We start from the raw sequence: 19,654 nt of genomic DNA on the forward strand, positions 1-19,654 counted from the left end.
CTTCTACAACAACCGCGGAGCGGAGATCCTCGCCGACGGCGACGTCGAGTCGGCCCGCGTCTACTTCGCCAAGGCCCTGGAGCTCGACCCCACTTTCGCCGCCGCGTGGGTCAACCGCGGTGTCGCCCTGCGCAAGACCGGCGATCTGCGGGGAGCCGAGGACAGCTATCGCCAAGCGCTGGTCCATGGACCGGACGAGCCCACCGCGAGCCTCAACCTCGCAGCTCTCTTCCTCGCCGAGGGCAGGCCCGAGGCCGCCGAGCCGCACCTCGAGGAAGCCGCCGGCCACCGCCGCCGCAATCCCTTCCAGCACTTCCGCTCCGGTGTTCGGGCTCGCGGGGTGGGAGACCTCACCGCCGCCACCGAGCACCTGCTCAAGGCTCTCCAGCTGATGCCCGACGAAGCTCTCTTCCACGCCACTCTGGGGGAGGTCTACGCCTCTCAGGGCCGGCGCGGCAAGGCGCGCCAAAGCTTTGAGCAGGCGCTGCGCCTGGCGGAGGATTTCGAGCAGCTGGAGCGCATCCGGGAACAATTGCGGGCGCTCGAAAAGGGCCGTTGAGACCCGGCTCTCAAGTTCGCTCCAGCGTCCGCCCAGCCCTCTCCGTTCAAGATTTTGGATGGATATTTCAAGCAATTGAACCGAAGCTGACCAAGACGCCTCCGGCGTTGAGCCGCAGTCGCTCCGAAGCACCCCCGGAGCCCAGAGCACCCCATCCCAAATGCTTGGAAACAAAGCCTCGCCGGCCTTTACCGGCGGCAGGCCGCGGGAGAGCCTCGCCATGACCTCTGGCGTAACAAAGGTGGTACAATTGTTGCTGCTCTAGATGGCAAAAGGTTTTCGGGCTCCCCTGGCGGCGCTCTTTTCAACCCGTCCGGCGGCAAGATGACCGGAGGCACCAATCCCGAGGGACTGCAAACCACGGAACGGGCCGACGGACCCAGCCGACGGATTGGAATGAGTGCTGAGTTCCCAGGGACCGGCAAATCCAACAATTGTTTGAGGAGACAGAGGAGACAAACCCATGAAACGATCCATTCTCATTGTCGGCCTGGTGCTGGCTTTGGTGGCAGGAGGCAGTGCCTTCGCCCAAGGTAGCGCGGGCACTATCCAGGTGGTTGCCACCGCCCAGGACGGCAGCCGTCTGCCGGGCGTGACGGTCACCGCATCGGCGCCGGACGTCCTCGGCACCCGTACTGCGATCACCAACGCCGAGGGTGTGGCCACCCTCCCGGGTCTGCAGCCTTCCACCGACTACACGGTCACCTCGACCCTGGAAGGTTTCAACGGCGCCCGTAACGAGAACGTTCTCGTCCGCGCCGGCCAGACCACCACGCTCAACGTCAGCCTGACCCTGGGCGCCGTCGAGGAAGAGCTCATCGTTACCGCGGAGAGCCCCATCGTCGACGTCACCAGCGCCGTCACCGGCCAGGACATCACCCTCGAGCTCACCGAGTCCCTGCCCACGGGCCGCTCCTACCAGAGCTACCTGCAGCTGGTGCCCGGCGTGCTGCCCCCGGACCCGAACAACCGGTCCGAGAACCCGGCGGCCCGCTCCGGCCTCAACTACCGCGACATCGGTGGTGAGCTGGGCGTCTCCCGCGACAACTACTACTACATCGAGGGCATCAACGTCACCGACCCGGTGCAGGGCACCTTCGGCGCCAACCTCAACACCGAGATCATCCAGGAGCAGTCGGTGCTCACCGGCGGCATCCCGGCGGAGTTCATCGGCGCCCCGGGCCTGGTCTCCAACGTGGTGACCAAGAGCGGCGGTAACGACTTCGCCGGTTCGTTGAACTACTACTTCCAGAACGACAGCCTGGTGGAAGACAACGAGAACCTGCCCGACGCCAGCTTCTCCACCTACGACACCGCCTTCACCATCGGCGGTCCCATCGTCCGCGACAAGGCCTGGTTCTTCGGCTCCTACCGCCTCCTCAACCGTGAAGAGGACGTCATCAGCCGCGACACCGGCGCCTTCCTGCGTACCGTCACCGAGGAGTCCGATCAGGCCTTCGGCAAGCTAAGCTGGGCGCCCACCGACAGCATCAAGCTCACCGGTACCTTCCTCAGCGATCCGGAAGATCGGGACGGCTCCTTCGAAGCCGACCGTTCCAACAGCCAGGACTTCACCCGGGAAGCCGGTGGTGACCGTTACATCATCAACTACTCCCAGGTCTTCGGCTCCTTCTTCGTCGACGCCGCCGTCGGCAAGCACAACGGTGAGGTTTCCACCTTCGCCTCCGTGCAGGATCCGCGCAACGACGTCCTCTTCCAGGAAGGCGACGACCGCACCCTGGCCGACGAGCAGCTCGGCGGCTTCGGCAACAACCAGATCGATGAGCGCGACAACGAGTTCATCAAGATCTCCGGTGAGTGGTTCTTCGGCACCGGCTGGGGCGATCACACCCTCAAGGCCGGCTACGACTACCAGGAGCACATCAACTTCCGCGACCGGATCATCCCCGGTGGCGCCACCTACGAGTCCCTGGCGGGCCGCTACATCGGCGCCGGCATCAGCGCTGGTGACATCGCCAGCGGATCCTGGACCTCCTTGGCCTTCGATCCCACCAACGTCAGCGACTTTGGTGGCTTCATCGACGGTGTCAATTCCAGCGCCCAGCGCGACGCCATCTACGCCGCCCTGGACGCCAACGGTGACGGCACGCTGACCCCGGAAGAGGTCGCCGCCAACCTGCGCTACACCAGCACCAGCGGCAACCCCGACGGACTGGTCAACTACGACCGCACCCTGCAGTCCTCCCTGGGTCCCCAAGAGACCATGTCCGAGGGCAACACCTTCTACGTGCAGGACACGCTCCAGACCGACCGCTTCACGGTCAACCTGGGCGTCCGTGCCGAGAAGTATGAGCACTTCGCCACCACCGGCGAGAACATCTTCACCTTCGATTGGGAGTACGCTCCCCGCGTCAGCTTCGTCTTCGACGTGCTCGGCGACGGCAAGCAGAAGATCTCCGGTTACTACGGCCGGTACTACGACCCGGTGCGCAACAACCTGACCAACTTCGCCGGAACCCTCACCGGTTCCATCCTCGAAGAGCAGGTCTACGTCGCGCCCATCGAGAGCTGGGTGACCTACCGCGTGCGCGGTGGCCCGCAGGTGCAGGACGCGTTCTTCGCGCCCACCACCAAGACCCCGTACACCAACGACTACCAGATTGGCTACCAGATCGATCTGGGTCGCTCCATGAGCTTCGAGGCCAACCTCATCCGCCGCGAGACCCGCGACATCATCGAGGACTACGACCTCGCCCTCTACGCCTTCGCCTCCGATGGCAGCACCCGGTACCCGGGTCCCATCGATCACCCGGATAGCCTGTGGCTCGGCTTCGACTACTTCGGCTACGACTCCAACCCCGGCTCCAACTTCGTCATCGCGACGCTGGCCGGCGGTGAGCGGGATCGCGACGAGATCGAGCTGATCTTCCGCAAGCGCTACTCCAACAACTGGCAGGCGCTGATCTCCTACAACTACGCTGACGGAGAAGGCAACACCAACTCCGACTCCAACGCCGACTTCCAGGGCGACGTGCTCTTCCTGGATCCCCGGGCGCCGAATCAGCAGGGCCGTCAGCCCGGCCTCATCGAGCACCTGGTCAAGGCGGCTGCGTCCTATCGCTTCAACAACGGCATCCAGCTCGGCGGTACCTACCGCTGGAACTCGGGCACCGTGGCGAGCCGGACCTTCTTCGCCTCCCGGCGTAACCTGCCCATCCGCGTCGACGCCGACGAGACCTTCGAGTTCGCCGGTATCGACACTCGCTGGCTGGCCCCCGACGCCGTCGGCAGCATCGAGAACCCCTCCTGGGATCAGCTGGATCTGCGCGTTCAATACAACCGCAACTTCGGCCGCTTCGAGGGTGAGTTCTTCCTCGACATCTTCAACGTCTTCGACGACCAGGGCGCCATTCGTAACGAGGACTTGGTGGCCGGTACCGGCCTCACCGAGTTCGGCGATTCCATCGCCTGGGTGCCGCCGCGTCGTTACTACCTGGGCGCGCGCGTCAGCTTCTGACGTCCGTACCTAGCCGTTAGTTGATGAGGGGGCCTTCGGGCCCCCTTTTCTTATGCTTGGGATCCGGGAGCAGAAGCGGGCTACTGATCGACGTAGCCACCGCGGCTGCGGATCTCGGCCTTGGGGCGGCGGACCCGTACCTCGACCTCGCGCCAGCTGCCGTCCTTGAGGGAGCGGGTGGGGTAATAGCCGAGGACGTATTGCTCGCGCAGCTCGGCGAGGATCTCGCTGAAAGCCTCCGAGACCTGCGCCACCGACGCCAGGTCGAGGATGCGGCCACCGCTCTCCGCCACCGTTTCTCCCAAGATCTCGAACTCCTGAGCGTAGCTCTCACTATTGCGCCACGGAGTGGTGAGAGCCGGCGGCGAGCCGGCGGTGGCGCCGTCACGGTAGGGCAGACGCAGCCAATAGATCAGCGCCTGGCTGCGCCGGGCCAGCCGTAGGACATCGTCCATGGCCAACACGCTGTGGGAGTCGACGCCGTCGGAGAGCAGCACCACCACCCGGCGCCCCTGCCGCTGCTCCAGCTGCTTCAACGAAACGTAGAGATGGTCGTTGAGGGCGGTGCCCCCTTCCGCCCGCACCCGTCCCAACCCCGCCGACAGGACCTCCGGGAAGGTGGTGAACGGGGTACTGTGAAGCACCCGGTCGGAAAACACCACCAGCTTGCCTTCGTCCAGCCGCTGCATGCCGTCGAAGAAGGTTCGAGCCCCCTGCAGCGCCGATTGCAGCTTGCCCCCGGCCATGCTCGAGCTGGAGTCCAACAACACCACGGCGGTAAATGGGATATCTCCCCGGGCGAAAGTCACCAGGGTCTGAGGTTTGTCCTCGTCGAGAACGACAAAGTCCTCTGCCTGCAGGTCCTGCCCCCGCTCTCCATCAACGGTGACGGTGACGTAGAGCTGCTGCAGCTGGACCGAGATCTCCGCGTCCACCCGCATCCCGGGGGTGGTCATCACCGCCCGGCCGGTGGTGCCGTCGGCGCCGTAGGCCAAGACCTCGAAGCGGTGGGAGTCGACGTCGTCCCCCAAATCCACGGTCAACCGGTGAGGCGGCTCGCGGGTCTCCCCCACCACCAAACCGTCGACATAGAAGACCACCCGCTCCACCGGCTGCTCCGATACCGCCACCGCATCGATCACCACCTCGCCAAAGGCGGGCTGAAAGGCGTTGGGGCTGTCGAGGGTGACGGTCACCGGACTGGATTTGGCTGCCTCTGGCGGAGTCCCTGCAGGAGCCTGCGCAAAGGCCGCGGAGGACAGGGCCAGATCTGGGGCGAGCAGTGCGGTGGAAAGCAAGGCTGCGGTGCCGAGAAGGCCGCCGAGCCGCGGCCGACGGCGCGCTGGGCCAGTTTGAAGAATTGAGATCACGGTGATGCCTCCTCGCCGTCCTCACCTCCCTGGCGGTAGCGCACCAGCCGCTCCACCAGATCCACCATCCGGGGCAAGTGCTCCCGCCCCTGCTCTCGGAGCATACGGCGGGCCTGCAATAGACTGGCACGAGGCCAGCGGCCGTAGCGGAAGCGCGCCGATGGGCGTCGGCTCACACCCAAGGCCTCCATGTCTTCGAGCACCGCCGAAGCCTGAGCGGAACGGCCCAAGCGGTCCAGGACCGCCGCTAGCTGGATCGCCAGCCGCGCCTCACCGGGCAGCTCCGCAAGTCCCTGACGCAGCAGCTCCACCGCCTCCGCCGGCCGCTCCTCCGCCACCGCCAGCTCCGCCAGCTCCTGATACGCGATGGTGCGCACCCACCGCGGATTGTCCTCCCCCAAGCACCGGCGCAGGATCTCGTCAGCCTGCCGAGAATTGCCGGAACGCCGCAGGTTGACCCCCAACCGCAGCCGCGCCTCGGAGTTCTCCGGCTGCCTGCGAATCATCCGGCGAAGGAGCTTCACCGCCTCGTCATACTCACCGTAAGCCTCCCGCAGCACCGCCAGCCCGAGGAGTGCCGGTGGGTAGTCCCGACTCAACTCCAGAGCCTGATCGTAGGTCTGAGCGGCGCTCAGATTGGAGCCCACCTCCTGAAGATAGCCCGCCATGCTCACCAAAGCGGCCGCCAGAGTCCGGCCTGCCTCACGCCCATCGGGGGTGCGCTGGACGTAGATCTGCCCCAGGCGCAGCACCTGGGACCGAGAGTGCACCGCCAGCAGGTATTCCTTCCGGTGGTGGTAGTCCCGATAGAGCTGTTCGTGGAGCCAGACGAGGGTCGCCACCGCCGTCGAATCACCGTTGGCCAGCTGCACCATTTGGAGGACCGCCTGAACCTCCGCCTGCGCCAGGCGATTCTGCCGGCGGGGCGTGCCACCGGCCATTTGAGCCCGCTCGAAGGCCGCCACCGTCTCCCGGGCTGTCCCCGTCTGTTCGCTGCCAGTCCGTTCACTTCCCGGCAATTCGCCCCCAAGGGCCAAGAGCGCTTCCAGATATGCTTGCTGAATCGCTCGGGAACCGTCCTCGGGAGTTCCCACCGGATCAGCAGCGGGGGGCGCTCCAAGGTCCGCGCTGGCCACTGTGTCCAAACGGCCGCGCTGCAGAGCGAACCATGGCCCGACTCTCCCTCGGCCCTCCCCTTCCTCCCCTGCCATGCCCGGCCCGACCGTCGCGATCTGCACCTCCAGCGGCTCCGCTTCCTGCGATTCCTCTCCCGCCTGCAACAGATACTCTCCGGGCCCCAAACCGGTGGCCGGGAGCTCCAGCCACCGCCGCCCGGCAAACTCATCGCCCTCCGCCTCGCTCTTCGCCACCGCCGTCCCCTGCCACAGCACCTGGCGGTCCACGGGATCGAGGATGCGCAGTGAAAGATCCGGATTCGTGGAGAGAACGGGCCGTGGCTCTTCACCGGCCAGTACCGGCCGCGCCGCCGGCACCCACCGCTGCTGGCCCACCACCCAGGGAGCAGCACCGGGACTCTTCATCCCCGACCGCCGGACCAAGATCCACGGTTCGGCAGACTCCAGCAACATGGGATCCTCTGCGGTGCGCGGCCGCGGCCCCAAAGGAGGAGGCGGCGGCGGAGGTGGGGCTGGCGACTCGATCTCCTCCGATGCCCCGGCAGCGGCCTCGCCGGCTTGCGGCGCAACAACCTCCTGAACCGGCGCTTCGAGCCCCGGCACCCTGACCGGCAAGACTTCCAGGCTGAATCGATCCGCGCGGCGGTGGAGGACCATCACCCGCAGGCTGTAGGTGCCCGGAGGCAGTGGGAGGTGACCGAGGAATTTGACTCCTACACTGGCTAGTTGGGAGCGCAGCTCCTCATCCTCGATGAAGAAGGCCTGGGTGAGGTAACCGCGGACTCCACCGCCGCTGCCCGGGCTGCTCCCCGGGCCACCGTGCTCCGAAGATTGGTCGAGGGCATAGGCGTAGATCTCGACGATGAGGGGCTGATCCTCCGCCAACCCTTCGAGCAAGCCACCACCGGCCAGGTCTACTATCAGGTCCACTCCGCCGGCACCGCTCTTTTCAGCAGGGCGCGGAAAAGCCGCCACGGCAGAGGGCAGGTCGCCGCCCTCCTGACCGCTGAGCAAGAGCGCCGCTGCCCGGGTGTCGAGGCCTCCGGCAGCCACCGACTCGATCTCCGGCAAAGCCGCCGCCGGGAGCGTCCACCCCGGCAAGATCAGGACGAACCACAGGCAAATCGGCAACCCGAGGCGGTCAACGGCCAGAAGACTTCTTAGAGACTTCAGCGGTCTCCCTCCTGGGTCACGCCGCCGGCACCACCCTGGGACGGATCACCGGTGGCTTCCGGAGACGCAGCTTCGGTCTCCGCAGCCGGTGGAGGCACGTCCACGTTGAGCGCTACGGTGGAATGGACCTGGGCCAGCTCATCCTGCACCGACACCGCCAGCCGCTGGCTGCCCTCGCGCATCTGCAGCCGCATGCCGCAGGCCGCGGAGCGCCCCAGGGCCACCAGCAGCTCGGAGTTGACGATGCGCACCGGGCAGAGATGTTTATTCACCGGCGAGGTGCGGCCCAGCTCGTCGCGGGCCGCCACGAACATGGACACCTGGGCCTCGTGGTGCGCCTCGCCGGGGATCAGCACCAGGTTCGCCAGCGGTACGTGGACCAGCAACGGCACCTCGAAGCTGCCGTCCTCCCGGGCCTTCATCTCCGCCACCTCGAGCTCGACGCCCAGAGGATTCTCCTCGCCGGGGAGCACCAGGGCGGTGAGAGTCCGCTCCACCGCCTGCTCGTCGGCGCTCTTGTCTTGGTAGCTGGTGCGGTAGCGCACCTCCCAACCCTTGCGCGCCTCTCGCAGCCCCACCCGGAAGCGCCGCGGCTCCTCCTCCACCCGCGGTTTCGACTCGTAGCCCAGGGAATAGCGGTAGTCGAAGTCCTGGAGCACACTCACCAGGGTCGAGTCGAGGACGCCGCCGGCCAGCGCCGCCCGGCCACCGGTGGCGTTCGCCATCAGCCGCATGGAATCGTGGCGCCCCTGCTCCTCCAGCGAGGCCAGCCGGGCCGACCAGATCCCTCGGCCCCGGTCGGCGCCGCGGATCGTCGAGGGTGGGGCGGCGCTGAGGGTGTAGAACGTGATGGCGGCGGCATTGGCGTCGGCCACCCCCCCCACCAATTTGCTGGTGGCGTCGTAGCGGCCCGATTCGAGGCCGGCGGAAAAGGTCGTAGAGAGACCCGCCATCTGGGAGACCCGCTCCGCCCAGGCCTCGAAGAGCACCTCCCCCGGCCGCAAGGGCAGGCCGTCGCTGGCGTAGAGCACCGCCTTGCGCCCGGGAATTCCGGCGAGAGTATCGACGAAGCGCTGGAGGACTCCCAACGAGCGCCGCACCTGGTCGAGACGCTGCTGGCTATGAGCCCGCATCTGCGGCACCAGGGCCCGAGCCTGAGTCGTGACCTCCTCGTTCAGCTCCTCCTGGGAGGTCACCGCATCGGAGCCCCGGGTGTGGAAGAGGCCGCTGCCGGCTTCGACATTGAGATCGGCGATGTCCTCCAACAGCCGGTTGCGCTCAAGGTTGAATTGGGATCCCTCCACCACCATGTCTTCCAGCTGGTCCAGGGAGTCGAAGATTTCTCGCGGGGCGGTGGTGAAGCCCTGGCGGATAACCAGCTCGCGGTCGTTGCTCACCAGCATCACCCGCAGACCGTCCCGCCAATGCTCGGTGAGGAAATCCCGCAGCCGCGCCAGCAAGCGGGAACGGTTGTTGATGGACAGGTTGGTGTCGTCGACGAAGATGATCAGGCTGTCCGGAGTCTCGCGGGGTGTCGCCACCTCGGATTCTTCCATCGCCTCCGCCGTCGCTGGCAGATTCTCCAACGCCCCGCCCAAAGCCCGGCCGCCCTCGACGGCGTTGAAGAGAGTGATCTCCACCGGCTGGCCGTCCTCCATCACCACGAAATCGTCCCGCTGCAAGCCGGTCACCGGCTGCCCCTCGGCATCGGTGACCAAGACCTCGAGATTGACCACGTAGACCTGGATTCGGTCGCGGAAGAGCGCCGGCCCGCCGAGGTTCTCCTGCCCGGCAGCTCCGCCCCCTGTGCGAGCTTCTTGGGAGGCAGGCTCCTGAGGGGTTGCCTCAGCAGTACCCGGCACCCCGAGGATCCCCCCCAAGGCCCCCAGAACCAGCCCCAGCATCAGGCAAAGCGCCGGGATGCTAGAACGCCGCGAACGGCCTCGATCCTCTACGGGCATGGGACGGCATTGCGCTGACGAGAATCTCCACATCGTCGTCTCCTTCCATCCTGCCCGGACCGCAGGGAGCCAGGCCCTGCTTCTCCTGATCGATCCGGTCGCTATCTGGCGAACCCAAACTGATTCGATCCTACCAAGTCCCGGCCGCCTCCGGCTCCACCGCCCCCAGAACCTCCTACGGGTTTGACGGTCCGCGCTGATTTCTCTAGGCTACACGGCTATGGAGTGGAAAAATTGACTGCCCCGGGAGCGGCCCAGAGCCGCGGGCTCTCGACCTTCGCGCCGCCGAGCTGGGTATATGAGCTAGCCGGCTCGAATTCAGAGGATTGGCGGTCCCTACCGCAGCTTTCGTCGGGCCATGAGATGCTCCTGCGGAGCGCGCAGGGAGAACGCTTCGCCATGCTGGAGGTGCGGGTACCGGAGGCCCTCGGTCTCGAGCCCCAAGCCTTCGAGGACGCCTGCAAAGCGGGCTACCTGGCGATCTTCCACCAGCTGCAGCAGATGCGTCACCGCCATCCGGTGCGGCTGTGGAATTTCATCCCCCGGATCCTCGCGCCCCTGGGAGACCAGCCCCACCGCTACATGCACTTCAACTTCGGCCGCTATCACGCCTACCTGGAACACTTCGGTCACGAGCGCTTCATCCAGGCCATCGCCACCGCCTCCGGCGTCGGTCACGATCAAGAGGATTTGTCCCTCGTCTGCCTCTCCACCGACCACCCCGGAACGCCGGTGGAGAACCCCCGGCAAGTCGCCTCGTACCGCTATTCCGAACGCTGGGGAACCCTACCCCCGTGCTTCGCCCGAGCGACCCGTCTTCCCCACATCGAAGGCAGTGAACCGCTGCTCTTGGTGGGCGGTACCGCCAGCGTGCGGGGCGAGGACAGCGTGCACCTCCAGGACCTGGTGGCTCAGGTGCAGGAGACGCTGACCAACCTGGCCGCGGTGGTACAGGCTGGAGAAGATCCCGACCGCCGCCCCATTGAGGGCCCCGCAGATGGGCCCGCCGAAGAGACCGCTGACCACCGCGTCGACGAGCTCCTGGCGCGCTACCGGCACCTGCGGGTCTACTACGTCGAAGGCCGCCATCTCGAGACCCTGCAGGAGCTCCTCGGCCAGCGTCTCTCGCCGGACACCGAGGTCGAGTACCTGCCGGCGGATCTTTGCCGCCCCGAGCTTCTGGTGGAGATCGAAGGCCTGGCGGAGCTGCAACGGTCTCCCGCGGAGGGCCGCGGCGAGGGGTCTCCGTGACCGCTTCCCAGAAGGCCTCACAATACGATGGGATCATCGTCGGCGGCGGCCCCGCCGGCGCCCTCGCCGCCCGCCAGCTCGCCCTCGCCGGCCTCCGGCCGTTGGTTCTGGAGAAGCATCGCCACCCCCGCTTCCACATCGGTGAGTCGCTGCTCCCGCGCACCCTGCAACAACTGCGGGAGCTAGGCCTGGAGGAGCGGCTGCAGCAGATCCCCCACGTCCCCAAGCTGGGAGGCGAGTTCCTCATCGGCCACGCTGAGGATCCGCCGGTGCGCATCTGGTTTCGGGACGCCCTGGGCCGAAGCTGTGGGGAATCCGTCAACCTCGCCCGGGCCCCCTTCGACGAGATGCTCCTGGAGGCAGCCCGGGAAGCCGGCGCCGAGGTGCGGGAAGACTGTGCCGTGCGCTCCATCCTGCGGCTCGAGGACGGCGACGTGGCGGTGGACACCGAGGAAGGCGAATTCCGCGGCCAATACCTCATCGACGCCAGCGGCCAGGCGACGGTGGTGGGCCGCCATCTGGGTACCCGGCAGGTTCTGCCGAGGCTCAAGAAAGTCGCCTACTACGGACACTTCCGCGGTGTTCGCCGACAGCCCGGCCCGGAAGGCGGCTTCATCAGCATCATCATGTGCGAGGAGGGATGGTTCTGGATCATTCCTTTGGACGACGAGACCACCAGCATCGGCCTGGTGCTCCATCACGGCGACGCCCGGAAGCTGCCGGTACCGGCGCACCAAGTACTGGGCTGGGCGGTTCGCCGCTGCCCCGCCCTCTGGCAGCGCTGCGAACAAGCCTCCTTCCCCGAGCGCAACCACGTCACCGCCGACTTCAGCTACACCTGCCGCCCCTTCGCCGGCCCGGGGTACTTCCTCACCGGCGACGCCGCCACCTTCGTCGATCCCGTCTTCTCCACCGGAGTCTGCATGGGCATGATGTCGGCGCAGCGTGCGGCGGAGCACGTGACGGCACTGGTCCAGCGCCGCGGTGCCGGCGCAGAATCGCGGCGCCGTTCCTATCGGCGGTACATCGAGCGCAGCTCCAAGCCGTTCTTCCGGCTGGTGGATCAATTCTACGAACCGGCCTTCCGCGAGCTGCTGCTCAACGAAGAGGGTCCCTTCCAGGTTCACCGGGCACTGATCAGCCTGCTCGCCGGCAACGTCTTCCCCCGACCGATCCGGTCCGTGCGCTGGCGCCTGCACCTTTTCAACCTCTTCGTAGCCCTCCAGCGGCGCGTGCCATTGACGCCTCGGCACCGCCCCTTCGCCCTCTTCTCCGCCGGTGACGAGAGCTCTCCGCAGCCGCCGCTTCAGCACTCCTCTGTGTTAACCTGACCGCACTCAAGAGATTGCTGGAAATCATACAGGAGTCGGATGATGAACCGTGTCCCGCACCTGGGTGTCGGTGACGTGCTCACCCTGGAGCCATCGGCGCTTTTCGAGACTCTCGGCGTCGCCGTCATCGTCAGCGACCTGCAGGGAACTCCCAAGCTGGTCAACCAACGAGCCCGGGAGCTGCTGCAGATTTCCCAGGACGATCTACGGGAGGCCATCCGCGGCAAAGCGACCATGGCGGCCTGGCTGGTGCCCAGCCCCGCGGCCGCCGCGGCCGGGCGCACCGGCGAAGACCTGTGGCGAGAGCTCGCTGAAGTGGCCCGCTTCGGCCGGGTGGAGGAGCGCCACGTGCACTGCCGGCGCGGCCCCAAGGACACCTTCGCCGCCGCCCTCACCGTCAGTCCGGTGCACGGTGGGACCAACAACCCCGAGACCGCTCCGGGAAACGGCGGGACCCTGGGCTTCACCCTGGTGCTCCACGAGCTCACCGCCGGCCGCGAGCTCGAGCAGCGGGCTCTCCAACTGGCGGAGGAGCTGGAGACGGCTCGGGCTCGCTGGGACCGTTTTGCCCTCACCGACGAGCTCACCGGGCTTTCCAACGACCGCGGCTTCCGCCAGGACCTCAATCGCGAGCTCAAACGCGCCGCCCGCCTGCGCAATCCTCTCTCGCTGCTCTTGATCAAAGTGGTGGGGTTCGACAACTTCCCCCACGAGCGTGGCGCTCTGGCGGCGGATCAGCTCCTCCAGCACGTGGCACGGCTGCTGGTCGCCAATGGCCGGGAGACCGATTTCGTGGCCCGCTACCGCGGCGACGACTTCGCCGTGTTGCTCCCGGACACCCACCGCGACGGCAGCCAGGTGTGGGCTCAGCGACTGCACCGAGCCTTCGTCGTCGCCAGCTGGGCACCGCCGGAGCTGAGCCTCAACGTCGGCATCGCGACCCAGCCAGCGCCGCCCCTGGGAGGATTTGACGACGATCCTTCCCAAGGATTGATCGACGACGCCAATCGCGCCTTGCACACAGCCCGCGGGCGCAAGCCCCAGGCCATCTGTCACGCGGCGGAGCTGCCGCTTTGAGTGCCCCTGGGGACAGGGGAAGCCGCAGCCGTTCGGAGGAAGAGCGGAACGGCTCGAGAACGGAGCGCCGGCAGCTCAGCCACCGGGGCTGATCTGCTCCAGCGCCTCCTGCAGGCCCGGGAGGGACGGCTCGAGCAAATACGCCCGGTCGAGGGATTCGCGGGCGTCCTGAGGCCGGCCGAGAGCCATCTGCAGCTTGGCCAGCCGCAGCCATTGAATCGCCCGCGGCGGCCAGATCTCCAACGAGGTCTCCAGCGCTTCGGCGGCCAGCCGGGGGTCGTTGAGCCGCAGGGCCAGCTGGGCCCGTAGATCCCACGGCGCCTCCGCCTGGGGATAGCGGTCGATGATCCATTGGCTGTCCTGCACCGCGCCAACGAAATCCTCCAGATCCAGCTTCAGCCGGGCCCGGGCCAGCCGCGGTCCCGGCGCTGAAGGGTCCAGGGCCAAGGCGTCGTCATAGGCCGCCAGCGCCGAGACGCGGTCGCCGCGGGTCTGGAACGACAGGGCGCGCATCTGGTGGAAGGAGACGAAGGTCTCCAGCGGCGGCAGCCCCTCCGGAGCCGTCGGCCGGCGCGCCGCGGCGCTCCCCGGTGCCGGGAAGCGGTCGAAGAGCTCCGCCGCCTCCTCGAAGCGCCCCAGGGTCATCAGCCCCATGGCCGTCACCCCGGCCCGCCAGCGCTCGCCATCGGCGGCCTCGCCGGCAGCGTTCAACATTGCCGCCAGCCGGCCGTCGTCGTAGATCTCCAAGGGCCCCTGGGGATCGGCGAATTGGCGGTGAGGGATGTCGTCCTCCGGCAGCGGAATGCGCGAACGGATGAAGTGATCGGCGGTACGCACGTGGGGTAGATCGAAGGGCTGGCTGCGGCGTACGTGGCAGTCCACGCAGCCCGCCTCCGTGCGTGCCGGATTGCCCGCTACCTGCTCCACCGTGAGGCCTCCGGCATGCCCGGTAGCCAACCCCTGGTGACAGTCCACGCAGGCCGCCTCCAAGCGCTCCAATCCCTGCTGAGCCACCCCCTGGTGGGCGGCGTGGCAGGTGGTGCAGGTCATCTCCGGGGACTGCTGGAAGCACGGCGACAGCACCAGCCGCTCCAGCTGGCCGACGAAGCGGAAGTCGTCGTCCTGCTCCTGGGGCACCAGCACCGGCCACTGCCCCGCCTGAGGCTTCTCCCAGTCCACCGTCTCCACCAGCCGCAGCCGGGCATCCCCCTGGAGATGACAGCGGGCACAGGTGTCCCGCTGCTGAGCAGGGGGCAGGCGCCCCAGCCGCTGGAGCCCCACCTCCCCCACGTCCACGTCGTCCACCAAACCGGCCATGATCTCGACGTGGCGCTGGGTCTCGCCGTGGCAGACGCCGCAGCCCAGGGGCTCCAGGTGCTCGAAGGCGTTGGCGCCAAGGGCGTTGGGAGGGAAGACGTGCTCGTCCCGGGTGGCGGCGCCGGGCAGCTGCTCCAGCCGGTCGACGGTGTGACAGTCGAGGCATTGGGCGGTGAGGGCCATGTCCAGGCCCGCGGCACCCTCGTGATGTTCGAAGGGAGACAGCTCCAAGCCGTGGCCACTCACCGTCTCCACCGGCGCGAAGAAAAGCCGGCCGGTACCCTGGCCGTCGTGGGGGCTCACCTCTTCACCGACCCAGGAGATATCGAAGATGCCCGCTCCGATGCGCCCCACCAGCCGCTGCCGGCGCTGGCCGCCGTCATCCCGCCGAGCGGTGAGCCAGGCGCCGCCGGGGCCGGAGGTCAGCTCGTAGGTGGTGTCGGTGGCGGGCTGGCGCACGCTGCCGCCCTCGGGCTCTCCCACCGGCCCGACGCTGGCGGCCATGCCGTGGCGAAGATAGTCCGCCACCACGTCCCGATGACAGCCGAAGCAGGAGCGCATGGAAGCGGGTACGTCCTCGCGCCGCAGCACCGCCGGGGTCGCGGCCTGGCTCGGCGGCTCCTCCCGGTCCGAAGAAACCACCGGCGCTTCGCTGGTCGAAGGGGAAGGCTCCGGCGGCTCGACGCCCTCGCCGCCGCATGCCGTCAGCAGCAGTCCGAGGGCCAGGATCAGAATCGAGAACAGACGATGTTGGAAAGATACAGGCATCGCGAAATGCTAGCAGAGCCGGCCCGAGAGGAGGGTTCGAGAACCAGATCCAGGCCCCGCCCCGGGATCTATCCCGGCTATCCAGGACACAACTCTGGATTCTCAGTGCCGCTGCTCGTTCCTCTTCGCGGCTTCCTCCTCGGCCAGCTTCTCCTCGGCGGGCAGCCACGACACCTCGCTGTCGAGAAGGGGAATGCCCTGCTGACGGCGCTCGGTGGTGCTCGCGGCTTCCGGGTCTCCCGGTACCACCACCGGCTCGTCGCCGACGGCGTCCTGGTCCCGCACCTGACGGCATAGGGAGCTCAGGCGGCCCCGGAAGGCGTCCGGATCGGTGAACGCCGGCAGGTCCATGGCGAGGAAGAAGTGCGCCACCCGCCGCGGCCGGTCGTAGGGGGGCTCGTAGAGATGGCTAAGCTCGTGGTCCAACGGCTCCCCGGCGAGCACCGCCGACAGCACCTCCACCATCATCCCCAAGCACTGGCCCTTATAGCCCCCTAGGGGCTTGAGGGCAGCGACCTGCCCCTCGCTCTGGCCACCGGCGTCGGTGCCGTCCTCCGCCACCGCCCAGCCGGACTCCAGCGCCTCCCCCTGACGCAGCTTGTGCTTGACCTTGGAGTAGGAGATCTGGCTGGTGGCCAGGTCGGCGCAGAACGTGTCGCCGTCATTGCCCAATGCCGCCAGACTCAGAGGATTGGTGCCGATAAACGGGTCACGGCCGCTGAACGGCGCCACCAGGGCATCGCTGTTGGTGCAGGAGAACCCGATGGCGCCGGCGCGAGCCATCTGCAGCGTGTAGTAGGAGGCCGGGCCGAAGTGATTGGAATTCTTCACCACCACCACGCCGACCCCGTGCTCCTTGGCCAGCTCCACCGCCGCGTCACAGCCGATGCGCCCGGCCACCAACCCCAGCGCCCCACCGGCGTCGAGTACCCGCGTGGCCGGCGCACCGGAGGTCCAGGAAAGCTCCGGCCGGGCCTTGGCCCGACCGCCGTCGAGCTCCGACAGATAGGTGGCGAAGAGCCGCACGCCGTGGGTGTCCACACCGCGCAGGGACGCCTCCAGCAAACCGTCGGCGACGTAGGCGGCGTGACGTTCGGAGACCCCCCGGCGCAGCAGCGCGCCGGTCATGGCCCGGTACAGACGATGGGGCGAATAACGTTGGGAGCTCATACCACGCTCTCCTTCTCCTTCACTGGCTCGCCCATTTCCTCGCCCAGCTCCTCGAGGCGCGCTCCGATGAAGCCCGCCAGCCGCTCGATGCCCTGGTCGATCTGCTCCGGCGTGACATAGCTGAAGGCCAATCGGATCTGCCGCTCGCGCCCCGGGCTGAGGGCGAAGAAGGAAACGGGACTGACGATCACCCCATATTCCGCGGCACAGGTGCGCAGCGCCCGGACATCGAATTCGAAGGGCAGGTCCATAGTCATGAAAAAGCCCCCCTCCGGCCGATTCCAGGTCACCTTGCCACCGTAGCCGGCGGCGGCGATCTCGGAGCCGGCGCCGAAGCGCTGCTCCAGGGCCGCCAGCATGTGGTCCCGGTTGGCGCCGTAGAAGGCGATCTTCTCCTTCATCAGCGGCTTCAGAGATCCGCCGCTCCGCACCAACGTCCCCCCCACCACCGCCTGCAACAGCGGCGGCGTGTTCACCGTGGTCAGGCTCTTGACCTGAGACAGCACCTCCACCAGCGGCGAGGTCTTGGCTGCGTCCGCTGGCGAACCCTCCACGCGGCACTCCTGATCCACCACCAAGAAGCCGACCCGCAAGCCCGGGAACAGAGTCTTGGAGAAAGACCCCAAATAGATCACCGAGCGGTGCCGGTCCAGGCTCTTGAGGGTGGGCCGGGATTCGCCATCGTAGGCGAACATCCCGTAGGGATTGTCCTCGAAGACCAACACGTCCTCGCGGCGAGCGATATCGAGAATCTTCTGACGACTCTCCAAAGGCATGCTGGTTCCCAGGGGATTGTTGAAGTCGGGCACATCGTAGAGAGCGCGGGGATTCTTCCCCTGACTCCGCACCTCCGCCACCGCCCGTTCGACGACCTCCGGTTCGAGCCCGTGTTCGCCGCAGGGCAGGGGATGCACCGGCACGCCGAGGATCTTCGCCAGCCCGGTGATGCCGATGTAGGTGGGATCCGACGACAGCAGCACGTCTCGCGCCGGATCGAAGAGCCCGGCGAGCAGGATGGCCATGCCCTCCTGACAGCCGGAGGTGACGAGGATCGAGGACGGATCCACCTCGATGCCCTCGTCCAGCTTGAGCTGCTCCGCGATGAGCTCCTGGATGATGCCGTTGGTCTTGTTGTACTGCCCCAGGTCGGCGTAGACCTTCTCCTCACTCCACTTCTTCCGCGCCGCCCGATAGCGAACGAAATCCTGGATCTCCCCCAGGCTGTCCTCGACGTTGAAGAAATCCTCGGCGGGCCGCCCCGGGGCGAAGGAGATAGCCTGGGGATAGTCCAGCACCACCTCGTTGAGGAAGTTCATGACGTTGAGAATGGGATCGGAAAAACAATCCTTGACGCTTACCTGCATCGCGAGCTCCTGCCTACCGGCGGACGGTCAAACCCTGGGGCGAGCGGTTCGGGCCCCAGATGGGTCTATCGAGCTTTCGACAGCAAAAACCACCGGGTTACGGCGGGCATCGTGCCCACCGTACTACCGGTGGTTCTGCTGGCGCTGACGAGATTCTAACCAACAAACAAGGTAAATCCGCGGCAAGTCGGTGACGAGATCTCCCGTACGGGGCCGCCACCGGGGAGAGGGCCGCGGTACAAGATCCCCATCCGGGGGCTTCTCCTCCTCACAGCTCCACTGCCTCTTCAGCGCTATCTAGTACGTGCGGGACAGCCCCGAAACCGGGACACTCGGACTCGACCTAGCTACCCCTGAGGCGCCGGCTCCGGCGCTACCTGCACCATCAGCTTTCCGCTCTTCTTGCCGTCGAAGAGGCGCAGCAGAGCCCGAGGAGCGTTCTCCAGCCCCTCCACCACCTCCTCGCGGTAGCGCAGCTTGCCTTCCTGCAACCACCCCCCCAGCTTTTTCACGCCCTCGGCGAAGCGATCGGCATAGTCGAAGACCAGGAAGCCCTCCATGCGCGCACGATTGACCAGCAAAGACAGATAATTGGCCGGGCCGGGCACCGGCTCGGTGGCGTTGTATTGGGAGATGGCACCACAGATGACCACCCGGGCGTTGCGCCGCAGCAGCCGCAAGGCCGCATCCAACATTTCGCCGCCGACATTGTCGAAATAGACGTCGATGCCCTTGGGGCAGGCCTCGGCGAGGGCGCCATGGAGGCTGTCGTGGGTCTGCGCCGCGGTCTTGTAGTTGATCACCGCATCAAAGCCCAGCTCGTCCTCGAGCCAGCGACACTTCTCGTCCGTCCCAGCGGTTCCCACCACCTCACAGCCGTGGAGCTTGGCGATCTGCCCCACCATCGATCCCACAGCTCCGGCGGCGGCGGAGACCAGTACCCGATCCCCTTCCTGCAGCTGACCGACGTCGAGGAGACCGAAATAGGCGGTGAGGCCGGTCATCCCCAGGGGCCCCAAAGCGACCCGTAGGGGCACCCCCGGCGGCACTCGGGTGAGCTCGCGGGCCTCGACCCGCGCATACTCCTGCCAGCCGAGGGTGCCCTGCACCGCGTCCCCGGGCCCGAACTCTGGATGTCCGGAAGCCTCCACCACCCCGACGGTGAGACCCCGCATGACGTCGCCGATCTTCACCGGCGCGATATAGCTCTTGCGATCATCCATCCACCCGCGCATGGCCGGATCCAGCGACAGATAGACGTTGCGCACCAACACCTCTCCGTCTCCCGGCTCCTCAATGGGTCGCTCGATGATCTCGAAATCACTCTCCTTGGGCAGCCCAACGGGCCGCGCCGCCAGGCGCACCTGGAGGTTCTGATGAGGCATTGGGGGGCACTCCTTGTTGGTAATCTCCGCCACCGGCTCCCCCGGCAGCACTGTAGCCTCGCGCATTCGACTCCGGAGAGCTCAGCTCCCCATCACCCGATCCGAAGAATGACCAGCACCTCCGGCCTGCTACGGGCCTTTGAAATTTGCACTGCTACGAACACGCCAAACCGGGACAAAAGAATTGCTGTCTTCGGTAGCGCTGATGCCCCGGGAAGGGATGGGAACGGATGGTGGGGTTACGTCTGGGGAGGAGAGAAGTTGCTGAGGGATCGGGGTGGGGGAGAAGAAATCTGGGGTGGGGGTGTGGAAAT

General features: G+C 67.0%; 12 protein-coding genes. 5 read left to right on the top strand and 7 right to left on the bottom strand.

Going from position 1 to position 19,654, the window contains the following annotated elements:
• Positions 1-559 (top strand): tetratricopeptide repeat protein (locus SX243_12180; protein MDY7093720.1); only part of this gene is annotated, 559 nt, incomplete at its 5' end.
• Between the two features lie 463 nt (positions 560-1,022).
• Positions 1,023-4,037: a TonB-dependent receptor gene (locus SX243_12185; GenBank protein ID MDY7093721.1), complete on the top strand. Its 3,015-nt coding sequence runs from the start codon at positions 1,023-1,025 to the stop codon at positions 4,035-4,037.
• Between the two features lie 80 nt (positions 4,038-4,117).
• Here the strand turns inward: SX243_12185 and SX243_12190 are convergent, their stop codons facing one another.
• Genes SX243_12190 through SX243_12200 form a run of 3 tightly spaced genes read right to left on the bottom strand, consistent with a single transcriptional unit; the run spans position 4,118 to position 9,710 of the window.
• Positions 4,118-5,407, bottom strand: coding sequence for a VWA domain-containing protein (locus SX243_12190; GenBank protein MDY7093722.1), 1,290 nt, complete (start codon positions 5,405-5,407; stop codon positions 4,118-4,120).
• Positions 5,404-7,674, bottom strand: a complete 2,271-nt coding sequence (locus SX243_12195) for a tetratricopeptide repeat protein (GenBank protein ID MDY7093723.1) — start codon at positions 7,672-7,674, stop codon at positions 5,404-5,406. Before SX243_12195 ends, SX243_12190 begins: the two co-directional genes overlap by 4 nt.
• 38 nt (positions 7,675-7,712) lie before the next feature.
• Entirely contained in the window at positions 7,713-9,710 is a 1,998-nt protein-coding gene (locus tag SX243_12200) for a VWA domain-containing protein (GenBank protein ID MDY7093724.1), read from the bottom strand.
• 330 nt (positions 9,711-10,040) lie between these two features.
• On the opposite strand from SX243_12200, the gene SX243_12205 reads away from it, so the two are divergent.
• From SX243_12205 to SX243_12215, 3 genes are read left to right on the top strand one after another with little or no spacing between them, the layout of a single operon-like run.
• Positions 10,041-10,928 (top strand): hypothetical protein, encoded by an 888-nt coding sequence (locus SX243_12205; protein ID MDY7093725.1) that lies wholly within the window; start codon positions 10,041-10,043, stop codon positions 10,926-10,928.
• Positions 10,925-12,259 carry a tryptophan 7-halogenase gene (locus tag SX243_12210; protein MDY7093726.1) on the top strand — a complete coding sequence of 445 codons (1,335 nt, stop codon included), beginning with the start codon at positions 10,925-10,927 and terminating at the stop codon, positions 12,257-12,259. The genes SX243_12205 and SX243_12210 overlap by 4 nt, the downstream gene beginning before the upstream one ends.
• Before the next feature lie 39 nt (positions 12,260-12,298).
• Complete coding sequence (locus SX243_12215; GenBank protein ID MDY7093727.1) at positions 12,299-13,336, top strand: diguanylate cyclase; 1,038 nt, start codon at positions 12,299-12,301, stop codon at positions 13,334-13,336.
• A 75-nt stretch (positions 13,337-13,411) separates the two neighbouring features.
• Here SX243_12215 and SX243_12220 read toward each other — a convergent pair whose 3' ends face one another.
• From SX243_12220 to SX243_12235, 4 genes are all read right to left on the bottom strand, one after another.
• Positions 13,412-15,421, bottom strand: a complete 2,010-nt coding sequence (locus tag SX243_12220; GenBank protein MDY7093728.1) for a cytochrome c3 family protein — start codon at positions 15,419-15,421, stop codon at positions 13,412-13,414.
• 102 nt (positions 15,422-15,523) lie between these two features.
• Entirely contained in the window at positions 15,524-16,591 is a 1,068-nt protein-coding gene (locus SX243_12225; GenBank protein ID MDY7093729.1) for an Ldh family oxidoreductase, read from the bottom strand.
• Positions 16,588-17,955 carry a PLP-dependent aminotransferase family protein gene (locus SX243_12230; protein ID MDY7093730.1) on the bottom strand — a complete coding sequence of 456 codons (1,368 nt, stop codon included), beginning with the start codon at positions 17,953-17,955 and terminating at the stop codon, positions 16,588-16,590. Before SX243_12230 ends, SX243_12225 begins: the two co-directional genes overlap by 4 nt.
• 347 nt (positions 17,956-18,302) lie before the next feature.
• Positions 18,303-19,340 carry an NADP-dependent oxidoreductase gene (locus tag SX243_12235; protein MDY7093731.1) on the bottom strand — a complete coding sequence of 346 codons (1,038 nt, stop codon included), beginning with the start codon at positions 19,338-19,340 and terminating at the stop codon, positions 18,303-18,305.
• Positions 19,341-19,654: the final 314 nt, after the last annotated feature.

Source organism: Acidobacteriota bacterium (genome assembly GCA_034211275.1).
Classification (GTDB): domain Bacteria; phylum Acidobacteriota; class Thermoanaerobaculia; order Multivoradales; family JAHZIX01; genus JAGQSE01.

What these genes read in the sequence shown, in the direction of transcription:
- SX243_12185 (MDY7093721.1), top strand. Translation starts at nt 1,023, where the DNA reads ATGAAACGATCCATTCTCATTGTCGGCCTGGTGCTGGCTTTGGTGGCA.
- SX243_12200 (MDY7093724.1), bottom strand. Translation starts at nt 9,710, where the DNA reads ATGTGGAGATTCTCGTCAGCGCAATGCCGTCCCATGCCCGTAGAGGAT.
- SX243_12205 (MDY7093725.1), top strand. Translation starts at nt 10,041, where the DNA reads ATGCTCCTGCGGAGCGCGCAGGGAGAACGCTTCGCCATGCTGGAGGTG.
- SX243_12215 (MDY7093727.1), top strand. Translation starts at nt 12,299, where the DNA reads ATGATGAACCGTGTCCCGCACCTGGGTGTCGGTGACGTGCTCACCCTG.
- SX243_12220 (MDY7093728.1), bottom strand. Translation starts at nt 15,421, where the DNA reads ATGCCTGTATCTTTCCAACATCGTCTGTTCTCGATTCTGATCCTGGCC.
- SX243_12225 (MDY7093729.1), bottom strand. Translation starts at nt 16,591, where the DNA reads ATGAGCTCCCAACGTTATTCGCCCCATCGTCTGTACCGGGCCATGACC.
- SX243_12230 (MDY7093730.1), bottom strand. Translation starts at nt 17,955, where the DNA reads ATGCAGGTAAGCGTCAAGGATTGTTTTTCCGATCCCATTCTCAACGTC.
- SX243_12235 (MDY7093731.1), bottom strand. Translation starts at nt 19,340, where the DNA reads ATGCCTCATCAGAACCTCCAGGTGCGCCTGGCGGCGCGGCCCGTTGGG.